Raw genomic sequence first — 17018 nt, 5'->3', positions numbered from 1 at the left:
CCGGTTCGCATCGGCGAGGCCGATCGATAACACTAGATATTCGGACCCAATTACGGCCAGCTTCGGCAACTTACTAGTATCTTATATGACAATGCTGGATGGTGCGACCCCCCGAACATAACAATACTATTTTTGTTATCGGCAGTGCTGGATGTCCATCGGGAACCAGGTACGGGACGGTTCCGACAAGGGATGGTTGAGGGCGTTAGGATAGTTCGGTAATGACTGGAACGCCCTACGCGTACGCGATGTTGAGTTCGAGTTCGTTCGCCGCCCCGAGCAGCAGCGCGGGGAGTTCGTTCTCGAACCAGTCACCGGTGAGGCGGTGGCTGGGACCGGACACGCTGAGCGCGCCGATGATGGTATCGTCGGGCCCGGTCACCGGGACGCCCACGGCGTGGAGGCCGTCCACGTTCTCCTGGCGATTGAAGGCGTACCCGCGTTCCGTGATGCGAGCGAGTTCCTCGTCGAGTTCCTCTGGGTCGGTGATGGTCTCCCCCGTGATGGCGTCGAACGCGGTCTGTTCGATAATGCGGGACCGCCGTTCGTCGGTCATCGAGGCGAGAATCGCCTTTCCCGCGGACGTAGCGTGCAGCGGGATGCGTTTCCCGATGCCGGGGTCGGTTCGAACGGCGTGCGCGCCGAACGTCCGGTGGATGTAGACCGCCTCCCCGTGCTCCTCGACGATGAACTGGGCGCGCTCGTCGGTCTCGGCGGCGAGTTCGTCCACCTTGTCGCGAGCGAGGCGGTACGCGCGGTGACGGTTGCGCGCCTGCTGACCGAGTTCGAGAAAGCGCAGGCCGACGTAGTAGCCGCCGTCTCTCACGACGTACCCACACTGTTCGAGCGTCGTGAGGTGTCGGTGGACGGTACTCTTCGCGTAGTCGAGGTTCGACGCGATCTCCGAGACGGTCTGTCCCTCCGCCTCCGAGATGTATTCGACGATTTCGAACAGCGTCTCGGCGGAGCTGACCGTGTCGACGCCCCCCGGCCGCGTGTCGTCGTTCATGTGCACACCGACGGACGCTCTACACTTAAAGTCCCGTATCGTCGAACACGCGTGTCTGGTCAACGTTTATCCGCTCTCCTCGTCGATGTCCGGTATGGCTTCACCCGAGACCGAACTCGCCGAGTTCGCGGCCACGCTCACGTTCGCCGAGGTACCAGACGACGCCCGCGAGACCGTCCGCCGGGCGTTCCTCGACACGGCGGGCGTCACGCTCGCCGGCGCAGTCGAGGGCGCCGGGGAGACGACGTTCGAGGCGTTGGACAGTCGGCCAGACGACGGCGACGTCGCCGCGACGCTCGGCCTCACCACGTCCGCGAGCGCCGCCGAGCGAGCCCTGCGAACGGGTACCGCGAGCCACGCGCTCGACTACGACGACCTCTCGTGGGCGATGGACGGCCACCCGAGCGTCACGCTCGTCCCGGCGCTCTTCGCACTCGCCGGGGAGCGGGGGGCGTCCGGCGAAGCGCTCGTCGCCGCGTATGCGGCTGGCTTCGAAGTGGAGTGCGCGCTCGCCGACCCCATCAGTCCCGACCACTACGAGGCAGGCTGGCACGCCACCGCCACGTTCGGCGCGTTCGGCGCGGCGGCGGCCGTCGCCTCGTTGCTGGACCTCGACACCGAGGAGACGCGCCACGCGCTGAACGTGGCCGCGTCGACGCCAGCGGGGCTGAAGCGGAACTTCGGGTCGATGACGAAACCCCTCCACGCCGGCCTCTGTGCGCGCTCGGGCGTCACGGCGGCGCTGCTCGCGGAGAACGGGTTCACCGCCGACGCGACCGCTGTCAGCGGCGACCGGGGGTTCTGGGACCTCTACGGCCCCGAAGAACGGGACGAGTTCGCCTTCGACCCCGACGAGTGGGCGCTGGAGACGGAGGGCATCCACGTCAAGTACTACCCCTGTTGCTACTTCACGCACACCAGCATCGCCGCGACCCAGGCGCTGGTGGAGGAGCACGGAGTCGACCCGGAGGACGTCGAGCGCATCCAGGTCCGCGCCGCCCAGGGGGCCGCCGACGCACTCCACCACGTCGACCCCGAAACGGGGCTGGAGGCGAAGTTCTCGATGGAGTACGCCGTCGCCAGCGGCGCGGTCCGCGAGCGGGTCGGTCTCGCCACGTTCGAGGACGACGCTATCGACGATGCCACCGTCCAGCGGGTTCGCGAGAGAGTCGAGTTCAGCGTCGACGAGTCGTTCCACTACGACTCTCACGAAGCGGTCGTACGTATCGAGACGGCCGACGGGACGTACGAGCGCCGGCAGGAGAACCCGCCGGGTACCCACGGCGACCCGCTCACCGAGTCAGAACTCCGTGAGAAGTTCGCGGAGTGCGCAGGCCGTGCCGTCCCCGACACCGCCGTGGACCGACTCGCGGACACCCTCCTGACCCTCGACGACCATCCGGACGTCGCCGACGCGCTCGCCGAGTAACGCCCACCCGTAATTTTAATACTGCAGGTAGCTGATTCCTCCCACACTCAATGGTGAGTACTGACACGGTCGAACTCTCGAACCAGCAACAACTGGTCCGGGAGTCGATACGAGACGTCTGCGACGAGTACGACGCGGCCTACTGGCGCGAGAAGGACGCCGCAGGAGAGTACCCGAGCGAGTTCGTCGACACGCTCGGAGAGCACGGCTGGTTCGGCGCGTTGCTCCCCGAGGAGTACGGCGGGGCGGGCATGACGACCGAGGAGGTCGTCGTCATGATGGAGGAGATAGCGGCCTCCGGCGGCGGGTTCAGTGCCGCACAGGCGGTCCACGGTGCCATCTACAACTCCGTCCCGCTCGTCGAGTACGGGAGCGAGCAGATGAAAGAGGAGATCGTCCCCGAGGTGGCCCGCGGCGAGACGTCCATCCAGGCGTTCGGACTCACCGAGCCGAACGCCGGCTCCGACTCGACGGCCATCGAGACGCGCGCCGAACGGGGCGCGGGCGACGCCGACGAGGACGAGTACCTCGTCAACGGCCAGAAGATATGGATCTCCCGCGTCGACGCCAGCGACTACCTCATTCTGATGGCTCGCACCACGCCGCGCGACGAGGTCGAGAAGCGGACGAGAGGCCTGACGATGTTCCTCGTCGATCTGGAGGAGGCGTACGACCAGGGCGGACTGGAGCTCAAGCAGATCGACAAGACGGCGAGTAACTTCGTCCACTCCTACGAGCTGTTCTTCGAGGACCTCCGGCTCCCGGTGTCGGCGGCCATCGGCGAGGAGGGCGAGGGGTTCTACCAGATGCTCGACGGTCTCAACGAGGAGCGTCTGGTCATCGCCGCCGAGTGCGTCGGTCTCGGCGAGGCGGCCATCGAGGCGGGCGTCGGGTACGCGAACGAACGCGAGGTGTTCGGTCGACCCATCGGCTCGAACCAGGCGATTCAGCACCCGCTGGCCGAGGCACACGCGCACGTCCAGGCCGCCAAGCAGATGGTGTACAGCGCGGCGAGCGCCGCCGTCGGCGACGACGACGCGAAGGACGTCGGCGCGCGGGCGAACATGTCGAAGTTCCTCGCCGCGAACGCCGCGTTCGAGGCCGCCGACGCCGCCGTCCAGACCCACGGCGGGTTCGGCATCGCCCGCGAGTACGACGTCGAGCGCTACTTCCGCGAGGCTCGGCTGACCAGGCTGGTCCCCATCACGCAACAGCTCGCACTGAACTTCATCGGGGAGAACGTCCTCGACCTCCCACGGAGCTACTGATTACGATGAGCGAACGCACACTCAAAGACGGCTGGCAGGGACGGTTCTACGAAGACTTCGAGATCGGCGACGTCTACAAGCACCCGTACGGGCGGACGGTGACCGAGACGGACGACGTCTGGTTCACCAACGTCACGATGAACGTCAACCCGATGCACTTCAACGAGGCGTACGCCGCGGAGACGGAGTTCGGCGAACGACTCGTCAACGGGACGTTCGTCATCGCCCTCGTCGTCGGGATGAGCGTCATCGACGTCTCGATGAACGCGACGGCGAACCTGGGCTACGACGACATCCGCCATCACGCGCCCGTCTTCCACGGCGACACGCTGTTCTCCGAGTCGGAGGTGGTTTCGAAGCGCGAAACGGAGAGCCGAGACCACGTCGGCATCGTCACGACCGAACTCCGGGCGTACAATCAGGACGACGACCTGGTGCTCTCGCTGGAGCGGACGCCGATGGTACTCAAACGCGAGTACGCCGAACCCTCGGCCGCCAAGCCGCCGGGGTGGCCAGCGGGCGTCGGCACGCAACCGGAGGACGACTGATGGGCGGCGAGCGTTCGACCACAGCCCGCTTACAGGGCGACCTCCCCGTCCGAAGCGCCGCGGACGTGGCCGCCGACGTCGAGGACGACGCGACGCTGCTGGTCAGCGGGTTCGGGAGCGTCGGCTACCCGAAGGCGGTCCCGCTCGCGCTGGCCGACTCTGGGCGTGACCTCGCCCTGACCGTCGTCAGCGGCGGGAGCGTCGGCGAGGAGATAGACGTCGCCCTCGTCGAGGCCGACGCAATCGCCCGCCGGTTTCCGTATCAGGCGCGACCGCCAGCGCGGGCGGCGGTCAACGACGGCCGTATCGCGTTCCACGACCGAGACGTCAGCACGCTCGGCGACGAAGTGCAGTTCGGCGGTCTCACCGGAGAGGGAGAGCGCGTCGCCGTCGTCGAGGCGCTGGCGGTCGGCGCGGACTGGCTGATTCCCTCGACGAGCATCGGTCAGACGCCCGCGTTCGTCGAGAGCGCCGACCGCCTCGTCGTCGAGGTCAACGAGACGGTCCCGACCGAACTCGCCGCGTTCCACGACGTCTACCGCCCGGGGACGCCGCCGAACCGCGACCCGATTCCGCTCACCGACCCCGGTGGGCGAATCGGGGGCGAGCGCGTCACGTTCGACCCCGAGAAACTCGATGCGGTGGTCGAGACCGACCGGCGCGACCAGCCGTACTCGTTCCGCGACCCGACCGACGACGACCGGACCATCGCCGCGAACCTCCGCGAGTTCGTCGAACGCGAGGTCGAGCGCTCGCCGCTGTTCGAGGAGTCGCTGCGCATCCAGTTCGGGGTCGGCAGCCTCGGCAACGCCCTGATGGGGGCGCTCGGCGACACCGACCTCGGGGACCGGGACCTGATCTACTTCGGCGAGGTCATCCAGGACGGCCTGCTCGACCTGCTCGACGAGGGCGAACTGACCGCCGCGAGCGCGACGTCGCTCGCGCTCTCGACCGAGGGCCAGGACCGTCTGTTCGAGAACGCCGAGCGCTACGCCGAGGACGTCGTCCTCCGGCCCGCCGACCTCTCGAACAGCGGGGCGCTCATCGACCGGTTCGGCGTCGTCGCCGTCAACAGCGCGCTCGAACTCGACCTGTTCGGGCACGTCAACTCGACGCACGTCGACGGGACGCGGGCGATGAACGGCGTCGGCGGCAGCGGCGACTTCAACCGCCACTCGCCGCTGGCCGTCGTCGCCCTGCCGTCGACGGCGGCCGGTGGCGACATCTCTCGCATCGTCCCGATGGTCCCGCACGTCGACCACACCGAACACGACGTCGACGTGGTCGTCACCGAACAGGGGGTCGCGGACCTCCGGGGGAACGCTCCCAGGGAGACCGCCCGTGCGCTCGTCGAGGAGTGCGCCCACCCCGACTACCGGGACGACCTGACCGACTACCTGAACCGCGGCCGCTCACGCGGCGGCCACATCCCACACGACATCGAAACTGCGCTCGACTGGCACGCCGACAGAGACTGAGAGCTACGACTCATGAGTGACATTCCGGACGAGAAGCGGTGTATCGCCACCGTCGACGGCCACGGCACCGGTCGCACGACGGCGAGAGAACTCGACTACCCCGACGCGACGGTAGTCGTCGACAGCTCCACGAGGGACGGGTCGGGAGGTGTGGTCTGATGGCCGAGTCCGTGTACGTCGCTGGTGCGTTCGAACACCCGACGCGGGAGGCTCCGGACCGGTCGACCATGCAACTGACCGCCGACGTGGCGGCGGGGGCACTGGACGACGCCGGCCTCTCGAAGGACGCGGTCGACGCGTACTTCACGGCGGGCGTCCCGGAGATGGAGCACTCGCTGACGCCGCTGATGGCAGCCGACTACCTCGGCCTCGACCTGTCGTACGCGGACACGACGGACTACGGCGGGTCGTCGTACGTCGCCCACGTCGGGCACGCGGCGAGCGCGATCCGCGACGGGAAGTGCGACGTCGCGCTCGTCACGCTCGCCGGGCGGCCACGCTCGCGGGGGCAGGCCACCGGGTCGGGAACCCGGAAGCTCCGGACCGTCCAGGACAGCTACGAGCGCATCTACGGCACGACGAACGTGACGATGTACGGGATGACGGCACGTCGCCACATGCACGAGTACGGGACGACGAGCGCCCAGTTGGCGGAGGTTCGCGCCGCCGCCTCCTACCACGCGCAGTACAACGACGACGCGATGTACCAGGACCCCGTCTCGGTCGACGACGTCCTCGACTCGCCCGTCGTCGCCGACCCCCTCCACCTGCTGGACTGCTGTGTCATCTCCGACGGCGGCGGTGCGTTGCTGGTCGTCAGCGAGGACGTTCGTGCCGACCTCGACCGCGAGTGCGTCGAGGTGCTCGGCCACGGCGAGGCCCCGAAACACCACGACGCGGGGCGCGTCGACGTGACGACGACCGGCGCGGTCCAGTCCGGCGAGCGGGCGTTCGCGGAGGCCGGTCTCGGCCCCGAACACGTCGACTACGCCTCCATCTACGACTCGTTCACCATCACCGTCCTCGAAGCGCTGGAGGACCTGGGATTCTGCGAGAAGGGCGAGGGCGGGCGGTTCGTCGAGGGCGGCACCCTCAGAGCGGACGGCGACCTGCCGTTCAACACCGACGGCGGGGGCCTCTGCTCGAACCACCCCGGGAACCGCGGCGGGATGACGAAGGTCATCGAGGCCGTCCGGCAGGTGCGCGGCGAGGCCAACGAGGAGGTGCAGGTCGACGCCGACGTCGCACTCGCCCACGGCACGGGCGGCTCCATCGCCACCAGACACGGGGCGGCGACGCTCGTCCTCGGCGCGGAGGGCCGGACATGAGCGACGGGTCGGACGACGAGCGCGACGGGTCGGACGAGATGAGCGACGCACCGGAGACATGGGAGCCGCGACCGCTGCCCGACGTGACACCCGAGAGCGAACGGTACTGGGCGGCCGCGAGCGACGGGGTGTTGCTGCTCAGTCGCTGTCCCGACTGCGGCCTCGTCGTCCACTACCCGCGGGCGCGGTGCCCGGACTGCTTCGCGGAGACGGAGTGGACCGAGGCGTCCGGTGAGGGGACCGTCTACACCTACTCCGTCGCCGAGCGGATGGAGGGGTGGCCGGAGGCGGACCTGCCGCTGGTCGTCGCGTACGTCGAACTCGTCGAGGGGCCGCGGGTGATGACGAATCTGGTCGACTGCGACCCGGACGACGTCGAGGTGGGCGCGAGCGTCGGCGTCGAGTTCGTTCCCACCGAACGCGAGGACGTGTCCGTCCCGGTGTTCGGACTGGACTGACCCCAACCCGAATTCTTTTGTCTGTGGTAATCGTCCTCGCGGTATATGTTGCGCTGGCCGGAGGCCACGGTCTACCAGGGGATAGCCGACGTCGCGAGCGACGACCCGGACGCCGTCGCGCTTCACTTCGAGGGCGAGGAGACGACTTACGCCACCCTCGTCGAGGAGAGTCGGGCGCTCGCACACGGCCTCGCCGACCTGGGCGTCGGCGAGGACGACACCATCGCGGTCTGGTTGAGCAACCGCCCGGAGTGGATCCAGGCACAACTGGCGGCATCGTACCTCGGTGCGGCTATCGTCGCCGTCAACACGCGCTACCGGACCCACGAACTGGAGTACATGCTGACCGACTCCGGGTGTTCGGTCCTGCTCACCGAGGAGTCGTTCCTGGGTAACCAGTATCTGGACATGGTGGCCGACGTCGTCCCCGAGATAGCGACGAGCGCACCCTCCGCGTTCGCCCCCGACTCGGTCCCGTCGCTGGACCAGGTAATCGCGCTCGACGCACACGAGGACTATCCGGCTGTCCGGGACTACGACGCCGTCACGGAGGCGGGCGCGGGGCGCGACGATGTCCCGGCAGCGACCGACCCGGAGGCGCCGGTCTGCGTCTTCTACACCAGCGGGACGACGAGCGACCCGAAGGGCGTCCTCCAGTCGAACCGGTCGATGCTCAATCACTCCCATCAGGTCGGGGTCCACTTCGGCCTCGACGGAGACGACGTCGCGCTGGGCCTCCTCCCGTTCTGTGGCGTCTGGGGGTACAACATGTTCATGAGCGCGCTGACCCACGGCGTCCCACAGGTCGTTCAGACGCACTTCGAGCCCGAGTGGACCGTCGAGAACGTCGAACGCTACGGTGTGACCTACATGTCGGCACTGGCGACGATGTTCCAGCGCCTGCTCGACCACGACGCGTTCGACGAGGCCCGCGTCGAGAGCCTCTCGAAGGGAGCGACCGGCTTCGTCAGCATAGGGTACGACGAGGCGCTGTTCGAGGAGATAGAGCGCAGGACTGGTATCCCGGTCTGCCAGCCCTACGGCCTCTCGGAGGCGAACAGCCAGGTGTTCGTCGGCGACCCGGACGCCGACCCCGAGACGCGCAAGCAGGTCGGCGGCCCCATGATATTTCCGGAGGAGGAAGCGGCGCGGGTCGTCGACGTCGAGACGAACGAGGAACGCCCGGACGGCGAGGCGGGCGAACTGTGTCTCCGCGGGTTCAACGTCATGGAGGGCTACCTCGGGAAACCCGAGAAGACCGAGGCGGCCTTCGACGACGAGGGCTGGTTCCACACGGGTGACCTCGCAGTCCGCGACCCCGAGTCTGGGAACCTCTACTACCAGTCGCGGATGGACGACGCCCTCCGGATTCGCGGGTTCCTCGTCGCACCGCGGGACATCGAGACCGTCCTCGACGAGCACCCCGGCGTCGAACTCTCGCAGGTCGTCGGCGTTCCTCACCCCCGCCACGGTCAGGTCGCTGTGGCGTTCGTCAAGCGTGCGGACGACGGGCTCACCACCGAGGCCCTGTACGAGTACCTCGACGACCGGGTGGCGGACTACAAGGAACCGGAGGACGTGGAGTTCGTCGACGCGTTCCCCCGGTCGGAGGGGCCCCACGGCGAGAAGATACAGAAGACGGAGCTCCGGGACCGAATCGCCGGTCGCTATCAGGGATGAGCAACGTACTTCGAACTCACCGATACCTTTAACACATTATGCGGGGATTGTCCGCGCAGAGTGTTCGTACATGGATAACACACGGCGACGTTTCCTCAGACGGAGTAGTGCAGTAGCGGCTACCCTCGGGACGGCCGGTCTGGCGGGCTGTACCGGTGTGCTCGGCGGCGGCGGTGGGGGGAAGATAAAACTCGGAGCGATCAACCCCCTCTCGGGGGCGGCGGCGTTCTACGGCGAACTCGCGACGGAGACGCAGACGGCCTGGAAGAACAGAATCAACGAGGACGGTGGTATCGACGTCGACGGCACCCAGCGCGAGGTGTCGCTCGTCGAGTACGACGACGAGTCCAACAACAGCGCTGCGCGGTCGGCGGCGAAACGTCTCGCGACCGTCGACAACGTGGCGATGATTCTCTCGTCGTGGCGGAGCACGGGTGCGATCGCCATCGCGCCCATCGCGAACGACAACGAGATTCCGACGTTCACCCACGGGTTCACGCCCGAAGTGAACGAACCCGGGTCGTACATGATGCGGATGACGGTGAGCACCGTCATGGACGCGTACCCCGCGCTCCGGCAGGTCCAGCAGAGCGACGACATCCAGAACATCGGTGTCATCGCCGAGACGGGCGACTGGGGTGACGACACGCTCGCGCTGATGGACTGGTGGTTCGACCAGCCGGACAACGACGGCGGCTACACCGAACTTGGTCGCTTCTCGTTCAGCCAGCAGGACTTCTCCTCGTACATCACCAAGGCCAAGCGGGCGTACAACAACGACAACATCGACGCCGTCTACGTACAGACGTGGGCCTCCGCGATGCAACGGTTCATCCAGCAGCAGGCTCGGGAGGGCCTCAACGAGCAGATGCCGATTCTGACGGGACTGGGAGGCGCGGACTACAACAGCATCGACGAGGTGGGAGCGGCGATGGACAACGTCTACGCGCTGGGCGTCTACACCCGCCTCGCGTACGCCGACAACCCGGCCATCGCCGAGACGCTCTCCGAGGACGCGCTCTCGCAGTTCGAGGAGTACAAGGGCCTCGACGCGCCGATGCACCCGACCGCGTTCAACGTCTACGCCGACGCACAGGCGGCCCGGCAGGGAATCGCGGAGGCGGGCAGTACGGAGGGGTCGGAGATCCGCGACGCCCTCGTCGGGACCGAGATCACGACCCTGCTCGGGAAGACGACGATAAACGACCGGGGACAGCCAGCTATCCCGGGGTCGCTCATCAAGTTCGGTGCCGACGGCGACTCGGCCGTCGTCGAAGACGTCGCGTGGAGCGGTCAACTGCCACCGATCACGAGCATCCCACCCAACGTCGACCTGTGAACCAGCGCTCAACTCACTACTCATGGTACTACTAGAGAGCCTCGTCAACGGACTCATCCAGGGGAGCATCTACGCGCTGTTCGCAGCGAGCTTCACCATCATCTTCGGCGTGATGGACATCCCGAACATGGGGCACGCGGCCCTGTTCGCGGGCGGCGCGTACGTCTTCTACCAGGTCACGATGCTCTCGGGACTCCCGTGGCCGGTCGGCATCGTCGCGGCCGTCGTCGTCATCGGCGCACTGGGGGCCATCGTCGAGCGGGGGCTCCTGGCACCGCTGTACGACCGGTCGGAGTCGGAGTACGTCTTCGGCGTCATCCTCCTCACGCTCGGCCTCGCTCGCATCTTCGAGCGAGCGTTCGCCCAGATCTGGGGCCACGAGCCACACTCCGTCTCCCTGGCGGGCCTGCAGCGGGGGAGCCTCGAAGCGTTCGGCGTCTCGGTGACGACGCTCGAACTCCTGGTCGTCGTGTTCTCGATCGCCAACTTCGCGGTCCTCTACTGGCTCATCAACTACACGAACACGGGCCTCGGACTGCAGGCCATCGTCCAGGACCGCGATCTCGCGCGACTCAAGGGGGTCAACGTCAGCCGGACGTTCCTCGTCGCGTTCGTCCTCGGGAGCGCCATGGCGGCCGTCGCCGGCGTGATGAACGCGGCGATGTTCTCGCTGACGCCCGACATGGGCGCATCGCTCCTCATCAAGGCGTTCATCGTCGTCATCCTCGGCGGAATCGGGCGAGTGCTCGGCGCGGCCGTCGCGGGCTACGCGCTGGGCGTCTACGAGGCGTTCGCCATCCTCTACCTGTCGTCGTACTACATCTACGCCTCCGAGTTCGCCATCCTCATCCTGTTCTTCCTCGCCAAGGCCGTGTTGCTGGACGAGGGAGAGGAGAACCTGGGGGCCGTCCTCGTCGACCGCGTTCGCGGTCTTCGCGGGGTGGCCCGATGAGCACCGACACCGCGAGCGGCGTCGCAGGCGAGCAGATCGACGGCGACCTCGAACGCATCGAGTGGCAGTCGGTCGCACGGTCCGTCGGCATAACGCTCGTACTGGGGCTCCTCGCCATCCCGCTCGTGTCGGCGTCGAGCTACGTGGGTTACACCGCGCTGCTCGTCCTCGTGTTCGCCGTGATGGCCTCGGGGTACAACCTGATGCTCGGCTGGCCGAACCTGCTCGTGTTCTGTCCGGCGGCGCTGGCCGTCATCGGCGGGGTCACCTCGGCGCTCCTCGTGAACGTGTTCGGCGTCCCCTACCTGCTGGCGATGCTCGCCGGGGGCGTCGTCGCCGCCGTCGTGGGGAGCCTCGTCGCACTCTCGGCTATCGCCATCGGGTCGTCGTTCGAGATCATCATCGCGACGCTCGCCTTCGAGGAGATCGTCTACTACCTGTTCACGAACTGGGGAGCGGTCGGACCGACCGGCATCAGCGGCATCCCCGCCCCCGCCATCGGCCCCGTGACGTTCGAGACGCAGGTGGCTCAGTACCTCTTCTTGCTGGCCGTGCTCACCGTGGCCGTCGCCGTCGTGGCGACGTTCGACCGCTCGCTGGTCGGGACGCTCGCGGTGGCGACGAGCGAGAACGAGGACCTGCTCCGCTCCATTGGGTACAACCCGACGCGCTACAAGTTCGTCTCGGTCGTCGTCGGTGCCCTGCTGCTTGGCGTCGGCGGGTCGCTGTACGCTCACGTCAACGGCCTCATCACGCCCGGCGGGTTCACCCTCGACCAGACCGTCTTCCTGCTCGTCATCGCCGTCGTCGGGGGGCTCAGGACGGTCCACGGCCCCATCATCGGTGCCATCATCCTCGTCGGACTGCCGGAGGTCGTGCGGACGTTCGGCCTCTCGGACATGAAGCCCTACATCGTCGGCGGGATGCTCATCGTCGTCGTCCTGTTCCTCCCGCGGGGAGTCCTCGGGGGCCTGTACGACCGACTCGGCAACGGAGGTGACCGCTCGTGGCGCTTCTGGAGGTGAACGACCTCGAACGGACGTTCGGCGGTATCGTCGCCCTCGACGGCGTCACGTTCGACGTCGCGTCCGGGGAGACGAACGTCATCATCGGCCCGAACGGGGCTGGCAAGACGACGCTGTTCAACTGCATCACGGGCTACCACATCCCCGACCACGGCACCGTCAGGTTCCAGGGGACCGACATCACGTCGACACCCGACTACAAGACCGCCCGGACGGGCATCCGACGCACCTTCCAGGAGGTCGACGTGTTCGACGAACTCACCGTCGCCGAGAACATCAGTCTCGGCGCGTTCGAGTCCTCGCCCCGCGAGATGATGGAACTGCTCGACCTCCTCGACATCCACGACAAGGAGGGGAGCGAACTGACGCTGTTCGAGCGCAAGCGCGTCTCGCTGGCGCTGGCCAGCGAGGGCGAACTCCTCCTGCTCGACGAGGTGTTCTCGGGACTCAACCCGACCGAGAAGCCGGCGATGGTCGGCTACCTCGACGCCCTCGCCGAGCGGAAGACGCTGATGCTCATCGAACACGACATCGAGACGGCGTTCGACCTCGCGGACACCGTCACCATCCTCGCACAGGGGCAGGTGATGAAACGCGGCACGCCGGAGGAGATGCTCGACGACGAGACGGTTCGGGAGGACTTCCTGGGGGAGATGGCGATATGACGCGCGAACTCCTCACGGTCGACGACCTCCACGTCTCGTACGGCGACATGGAGGTCATCCGGGACGCGGACCTGAACGTCCCGGCCGGTGACGTCGTGGCCATCGTCGGCGCGAACGGCGCTGGCAAGACGACGCTCCTCGACGCGGTCGCTGGCGTGAAGGCCATCGACAGCGGGGACGTCAGGTTCGACGGCGAGTCCATCGTGGGCGAGGAACCGTTCGAGCGCATCGACAGGGGCCTCGCGTACGTCCCGGAGCGTCACCGCATCTTCCCGGAGATGACCGTCCGGAACAACCTCCAGACGGCGATGATTCCGGCGGCCGACGTCTCGCGAGACGAGCAACTCGACCGTGTGTTCGACCTGTTCCCCATCCTTCGGGACCGCCAGTCGCAGGTCGCCGGGACGATGAGCGGCGGCCAACAGCAGATGCTCGCCATCGCGCAGGGTCTCGTCATCGACCCGGACCTCATCATGTTCGACGAACCGACCCTCGGCCTCGCACCGAAGATCGTCGAGGACATCCGGGATACCATCGTCGACATCAGCGAGTCGGGTGTCACCGTGTTGCTCGTCGACGAGCAGATACGGATGGCAAAGCAGGTCTCCGACCGGATGTACCTGATGCGCAAGAACACGCTCCAGTACCTCGGCGAGCGAGGCGAGTTCGAGGACGCCTACCAGAACGCCGTCGACCAGGTGCTCGAATGACCGACGCCCACCACGCCGTCACGACCGACGGCGAACAGGTGACGGTGACGCTCGACCGCCCCGGCGCGTACAACGCGCTTCCCGTCGACGCGGTGGACGCGCTCGTCGACGCCATCCGCGACCTCGACCGGACCGACGGCTCGGTGGTCGTCGTCCGGGGGGCGGGCGACCACTTCTCGGTGGGTGCAGACCTCGACGACCTCGACCCCGCGGACGACGCCGAAGCGCGGGCGCTCTCGGAGACGTACGTCGACCTGACGCTCGCGGTCCGCGAGTGTCCGCTGCCGGTCGTCGCGGCCGTGCAGGGGCGGGCGCTCGGGTTCGGCTTCCTGCTCGCGCTGGCCGCCGACCTCGTCGTCGCGACGGAGGACGCGACGTTCGCCGTACCCGAAGTCCGACTCGGCATCCCCATCTCGGGACTCGCGGTGGCGCTCCTCCCGCGACTGGTCGGTGAGCGTCGCGCGCGCGACTGGCTCCTCACCGGCCGCGACGTGTCCGCAGCGGAGGCGCTGTCCGCCGGGTTCGTCAGCCGAACGGCGGCGAGCGACGACCTCGACGAGGCGGTAGCGGACCTCACGAATACGCTCGAAGCGAACAGCGGCCACACCATCGCCGCGCTGAAACGACGACTCGGTGCGCCCGTGCCGTCCGCCGACGTCTCGACGCTCCGCGAGGAGGCGGCGGACGCGATGGCACGGGCGTTCGACGACGGTGACGCACGCGGACGACTCGACGAGTTCAGATCATGACCACGATTCTCGACGAAGACGACTGGCGAGACGACCTCGCCGACCACGCATCGACCGAAGCGTTCGAACGAGCGGCGTCGCAGTTCGACGGCTCCGTGGCCTTCGAGGTCGGCGACGAGACGGCCTGGTTCAAGGTGTACCGCGGTCGCGTCATCGACACCGAACCGTACGTCCCGGCGTTCGGCGCGACGTTCCGGGTCGTCGGCGACCGCGGGGCGTGGAGACGCGTCGCGAGCGGCGAGACGTCCCTCTCGGGGGCCATCCACGTCGCCGAATTGCGGACCGTGGGCGACAAACTCGAGGCCAACCGGATGCGCGAGATGCTGGAACTGCTCGTCCGGAGCCTGCAGGACCTGGAGGCCGCCCATGAGTGACTCCGACCTCGTCGGCCGGTACGTGACGGTGCAGGACACCCGGACGTACGTCGAGACGGCCGGAAGCGAGGACGACCCCGCCATCGTGGCGATTCACACCGCGGGGGCCGACGGTCGACAGTGGCGACACGTCGCGCCGCCGCTCGTCGACGCGGGGTACCGTCTCGTCGTGCCGGACCTGCCGGGCCACGGGAAGTCCTACCCGGTCGACTGGGAGCCTCACGACACCATCCACCAGCACGCCGAGTTCGTCCTCGACCTCGTCCGGGAACTCGGCCTCGACGCGCCCGCCGTGATGGGGTGTTCCATCGGCGGCGACACGGCGCTGGACCTCGCCGTCGAGCACCCCGACGCCTTCCGGTGTGCGCTCGCGTTCGAGGGAGCGGGCCGGACGCGGGGCGCACAGCTCGGACGGCTGTCACACCCTCACGCGCTCCCCGGCTGGCAGAACGTGCTGGAGTACTCCGTCGTCGACTCCACCGCGAAGAGCGTCCCCGACGCCGCCCGCCGCGAACTCGTCTGGCAACACCGGAGCGCGCACGAGGTCGGCACGAACGACCTGCAGGGCTGGGCCGACCACGACGTCTCCGACAGGCTGGACGAGGCGACGCTTCCCGTCCTGCTGGTCCGGGGGACCGAGGACTTCTATATCCAGGACGACGTGTTCGAGGAGACGATAGCCGGCCTCCCCGACTGTACGCCGGTCACGATGGAGGAGACCGGCCATTACCCGATGATGGAGCGCCCGGACGAGACGGCCTCGCTGGTCGTCGAGTTCCTCGAGGAGTGAGCCGAGGCGCGGCAGCGCGTCGGCGGAATGAAGCGACCGGTCAGACGACGTGGTCGAGTCCGTCGTGCTTGACGACGTTCGCTATCTGGTTCTTCTGTATCTCGTCGGTACCCGCGCCGATGCGCCAGCCGCGGATGTCCCGGTAGAGGTACTCCAGCGGGTGGCCCTGCTGGTAGGCGTTCGCGCCGTGTATCTGTACGCACTCGCTGACGACGCGCTCGGCTATCTCGGAGGCGTACAGCGTCGCGACCGACGCGTCGAGTCGGCTCGGCGTCCGGTCGGCTGCAACGGCGTTCCGCGCCGCCCGGTGCGTCAACCCCTGTGCGGCCTTGTAGTGTTTCACGAGGTCGGCTAGCTTCCACTCGATGCCCTGGAACTCCCCGATAGGCTGGCCGAACTGCTCGCGATCCTCCGCGTACTCGATGGCGCGGTCGATGGCGAACGCCATCTTCCCGGTTATCATCGCGGCGTTCCCGAGGCGCTCCCAGTTCAGCGAGACGAGCTGTTCCTTGAACGCCGACTCCCCCCGAGTGAGGACGTTCTCGGCCGGGACGTAGACGTCGTCCATGTAGAACTGCGTCTGGGTGTGCCCGGCCATGTTCGTGAAGTGGTTCGTCATCTCGACGCCTTCCGCGTCGAAGTCGAGGACGAGCGAACCCAGCCCCTCGCCGGGGAACCGGACCCACACGACCGACGACCCGCAGTAGCCCACGTCGCTCACCCAGGTCTTCTCGCCGTTGACCCGGAACCCGTCGCCGTCTTCCTCGGCGGTCGTGTTCATCGCGCCGACGTCGGACCCGGCACCCGGCTCCGAGATGGAGAGGGCGATGCCGTCCTCGGCGTTCATCACCGGCGGGAGGTAGCGCTCCTTGGCGGCCTCGGTGCCGAACTCGGCGACGGCCCGGGGGCCGAGCATCGTCTGCGAGTCGAGGAACAGTCCCGTGTCGGGACACACCCGCGAGACGATCTCGATCGTCAACAGCGCCTCCACCTCGGTCATGCCACCGCCGCCGTACTGCTCGTCGAAGTTCAGTCCGAGGAACCCCCGGTCGGCCAGCAGTTCGACGTTCTCCCAGGGCGTCTCGTCGTGCCACGTGCACGCCTTCTCGGCGAAGTTCTGTTCGGCGAGGTCTCGAACCGTCTCGAGGACCATCCGCTGCTCGTCGGAGAGGTCGTCCATCGGGAGGAAGAGGGACCAGCCGGGGCATAAAGATAG

The 17018-nt window shown here is 67.6% G+C and carries 18 protein-coding genes; 16 read left to right on the top strand and 2 right to left on the bottom strand.

Annotation, left to right across the window (positions count from 1 at the left end; genetic code table 11):
• Window positions 1-235: 235 nt before the first annotated feature.
• Window positions 236-1009: an IclR family transcriptional regulator gene (locus MX571_RS19820; RefSeq protein ID WP_247420560.1), complete on the bottom strand. Its 774-nt coding sequence runs from the start codon at window positions 1007-1009 to the stop codon at window positions 236-238.
• Between the two features lie 94 nt (window positions 1010-1103).
• Here MX571_RS19820 and MX571_RS19815 point away from each other — a divergent pair, with 94 nt between their 5' ends.
• From MX571_RS19815 to MX571_RS19740, 16 genes are all read left to right on the top strand, one after another.
• Complete coding sequence (locus MX571_RS19815; RefSeq protein ID WP_247420558.1) at window positions 1104-2438, top strand: MmgE/PrpD family protein; 1335 nt, start codon at window positions 1104-1106, stop codon at window positions 2436-2438.
• 50 nt (window positions 2439-2488) lie between these two features.
• Window positions 2489-3706: an acyl-CoA dehydrogenase family protein gene (locus MX571_RS19810; RefSeq protein ID WP_247420556.1), complete on the top strand. Its 1218-nt coding sequence runs from the start codon at window positions 2489-2491 to the stop codon at window positions 3704-3706.
• A gap of 5 nt (window positions 3707-3711) precedes the next feature.
• Entirely contained in the window at window positions 3712-4254 is a 543-nt protein-coding gene (locus tag MX571_RS19805; protein ID WP_247420555.1) for a MaoC family dehydratase, read from the top strand.
• A complete protein-coding gene (scpC, locus tag MX571_RS19800; protein WP_247420553.1) occupies window positions 4254-5732 on the top strand; it encodes a succinyl-CoA:acetate CoA-transferase ScpC in 1479 nt (492 codons plus the stop codon). Before MX571_RS19805 ends, scpC begins: the two co-directional genes overlap by 1 nt.
• 12 nt (window positions 5733-5744) lie before the next feature.
• A complete protein-coding gene (locus MX571_RS19795; RefSeq protein ID WP_247420551.1) occupies window positions 5745-5891 on the top strand; it encodes a hypothetical protein in 147 nt (48 codons plus the stop codon).
• Entirely contained in the window at window positions 5891-7060 is a 1170-nt protein-coding gene (locus MX571_RS19790; RefSeq protein ID WP_247420549.1) for a thiolase domain-containing protein, read from the top strand. The genes MX571_RS19795 and MX571_RS19790 overlap by 1 nt, the downstream gene beginning before the upstream one ends.
• On the top strand, window positions 7057-7518 hold the full coding sequence (locus tag MX571_RS19785) for a Zn-ribbon domain-containing OB-fold protein (protein ID WP_247420546.1): 462 nt from the start codon (window positions 7057-7059) through the stop codon (window positions 7516-7518). The genes MX571_RS19790 and MX571_RS19785 overlap by 4 nt, the downstream gene beginning before the upstream one ends.
• A gap of 45 nt (window positions 7519-7563) precedes the next feature.
• Window positions 7564-9198: a class I adenylate-forming enzyme family protein gene (locus MX571_RS19780; RefSeq protein WP_247420544.1), complete on the top strand. Its 1635-nt coding sequence runs from the start codon at window positions 7564-7566 to the stop codon at window positions 9196-9198.
• 70 nt (window positions 9199-9268) lie between these two features.
• Window positions 9269-10537, top strand: a complete 1269-nt coding sequence (locus tag MX571_RS19775) for an ABC transporter substrate-binding protein (RefSeq protein ID WP_247420541.1) — start codon at window positions 9269-9271, stop codon at window positions 10535-10537.
• 22 nt (window positions 10538-10559) lie between these two features.
• Window positions 10560-11489, top strand: a complete 930-nt coding sequence (locus MX571_RS19770; protein ID WP_247420538.1) for a branched-chain amino acid ABC transporter permease — start codon at window positions 10560-10562, stop codon at window positions 11487-11489.
• Window positions 11486-12514, top strand: coding sequence for a branched-chain amino acid ABC transporter permease (locus MX571_RS19765; RefSeq protein WP_247420535.1), 1029 nt, complete (start codon window positions 11486-11488; stop codon window positions 12512-12514). Before MX571_RS19770 ends, MX571_RS19765 begins: the two co-directional genes overlap by 4 nt.
• Entirely contained in the window at window positions 12496-13179 is a 684-nt protein-coding gene (locus MX571_RS19760) for an ABC transporter ATP-binding protein (protein ID WP_247420533.1), read from the top strand. Before MX571_RS19765 ends, MX571_RS19760 begins: the two co-directional genes overlap by 19 nt.
• Window positions 13176-13889 (top strand): ABC transporter ATP-binding protein, encoded by a 714-nt coding sequence (locus MX571_RS19755; protein WP_247420518.1) that lies wholly within the window; start codon window positions 13176-13178, stop codon window positions 13887-13889. Before MX571_RS19760 ends, MX571_RS19755 begins: the two co-directional genes overlap by 4 nt.
• Window positions 13886-14638, top strand: a complete 753-nt coding sequence (locus MX571_RS19750; protein WP_247420517.1) for an enoyl-CoA hydratase/isomerase family protein — start codon at window positions 13886-13888, stop codon at window positions 14636-14638. The genes MX571_RS19755 and MX571_RS19750 overlap by 4 nt, the downstream gene beginning before the upstream one ends.
• The gene (locus tag MX571_RS19745; RefSeq protein WP_247420516.1) at window positions 14635-15012 is read left to right on the top strand and encodes a hypothetical protein; all 378 of its coding nucleotides are present in this window, start codon (window positions 14635-14637) and stop codon (window positions 15010-15012) included. The genes MX571_RS19750 and MX571_RS19745 overlap by 4 nt, the downstream gene beginning before the upstream one ends.
• On the top strand, window positions 15005-15802 hold the full coding sequence (locus tag MX571_RS19740) for an alpha/beta fold hydrolase (RefSeq protein ID WP_247420515.1): 798 nt from the start codon (window positions 15005-15007) through the stop codon (window positions 15800-15802). Before MX571_RS19745 ends, MX571_RS19740 begins: the two co-directional genes overlap by 8 nt.
• 40 nt (window positions 15803-15842) lie before the next feature.
• On the opposite strand, the gene MX571_RS19735 is transcribed toward MX571_RS19740, so the two are convergent.
• The gene (locus tag MX571_RS19735) at window positions 15843-16982 is read right to left on the bottom strand and encodes an acyl-CoA dehydrogenase family protein (protein WP_247420513.1); all 1140 of its coding nucleotides are present in this window, start codon (window positions 16980-16982) and stop codon (window positions 15843-15845) included.
• Between the last annotated feature and the right edge of the window lie 36 nt (window positions 16983-17018).

This window comes from Halomarina salina (genome assembly GCF_023074835.1).
Taxonomy (GTDB): Archaea; Halobacteriota; Halobacteria; order Halobacteriales; family Haloarculaceae; genus Halomarina; species Halomarina salina.
This window is presented reverse-complemented; position numbering and strand designations above follow the sequence as displayed.

Bases quoted from the DNA above. Each gene is read 5' to 3' on its own strand.
- MX571_RS19820 (WP_247420560.1), bottom strand. From the start codon at position 1,009: ATGAACGACGACACGCGGCCGGGGGGCGTCGACACGGTCAGCTCCGCC.
- MX571_RS19815 (WP_247420558.1), top strand. From the start codon at position 1,104: ATGGCTTCACCCGAGACCGAACTCGCCGAGTTCGCGGCCACGCTCACG.
- MX571_RS19810 (WP_247420556.1), top strand. From the start codon at position 2,489: ATGGTGAGTACTGACACGGTCGAACTCTCGAACCAGCAACAACTGGTC.
- MX571_RS19805 (WP_247420555.1), top strand. From the start codon at position 3,712: ATGAGCGAACGCACACTCAAAGACGGCTGGCAGGGACGGTTCTACGAA.
- scpC (WP_247420553.1), top strand. From the start codon at position 4,254: ATGGGCGGCGAGCGTTCGACCACAGCCCGCTTACAGGGCGACCTCCCC.
- MX571_RS19795 (WP_247420551.1), top strand. From the start codon at position 5,745: ATGAGTGACATTCCGGACGAGAAGCGGTGTATCGCCACCGTCGACGGC.
- MX571_RS19790 (WP_247420549.1), top strand. From the start codon at position 5,891: ATGGCCGAGTCCGTGTACGTCGCTGGTGCGTTCGAACACCCGACGCGG.
- MX571_RS19785 (WP_247420546.1), top strand. From the start codon at position 7,057: ATGAGCGACGGGTCGGACGACGAGCGCGACGGGTCGGACGAGATGAGC.
- MX571_RS19780 (WP_247420544.1), top strand. From the start codon at position 7,564: ATGTTGCGCTGGCCGGAGGCCACGGTCTACCAGGGGATAGCCGACGTC.
- MX571_RS19775 (WP_247420541.1), top strand. From the start codon at position 9,269: ATGGATAACACACGGCGACGTTTCCTCAGACGGAGTAGTGCAGTAGCG.
- MX571_RS19770 (WP_247420538.1), top strand. From the start codon at position 10,560: ATGGTACTACTAGAGAGCCTCGTCAACGGACTCATCCAGGGGAGCATC.
- MX571_RS19765 (WP_247420535.1), top strand. From the start codon at position 11,486: ATGAGCACCGACACCGCGAGCGGCGTCGCAGGCGAGCAGATCGACGGC.
- MX571_RS19755 (WP_247420518.1), top strand. From the start codon at position 13,176: ATGACGCGCGAACTCCTCACGGTCGACGACCTCCACGTCTCGTACGGC.
- MX571_RS19750 (WP_247420517.1), top strand. From the start codon at position 13,886: ATGACCGACGCCCACCACGCCGTCACGACCGACGGCGAACAGGTGACG.
- MX571_RS19745 (WP_247420516.1), top strand. From the start codon at position 14,635: ATGACCACGATTCTCGACGAAGACGACTGGCGAGACGACCTCGCCGAC.
- MX571_RS19740 (WP_247420515.1), top strand. From the start codon at position 15,005: ATGAGTGACTCCGACCTCGTCGGCCGGTACGTGACGGTGCAGGACACC.
- MX571_RS19735 (WP_247420513.1), bottom strand. From the start codon at position 16,982: ATGGACGACCTCTCCGACGAGCAGCGGATGGTCCTCGAGACGGTTCGA.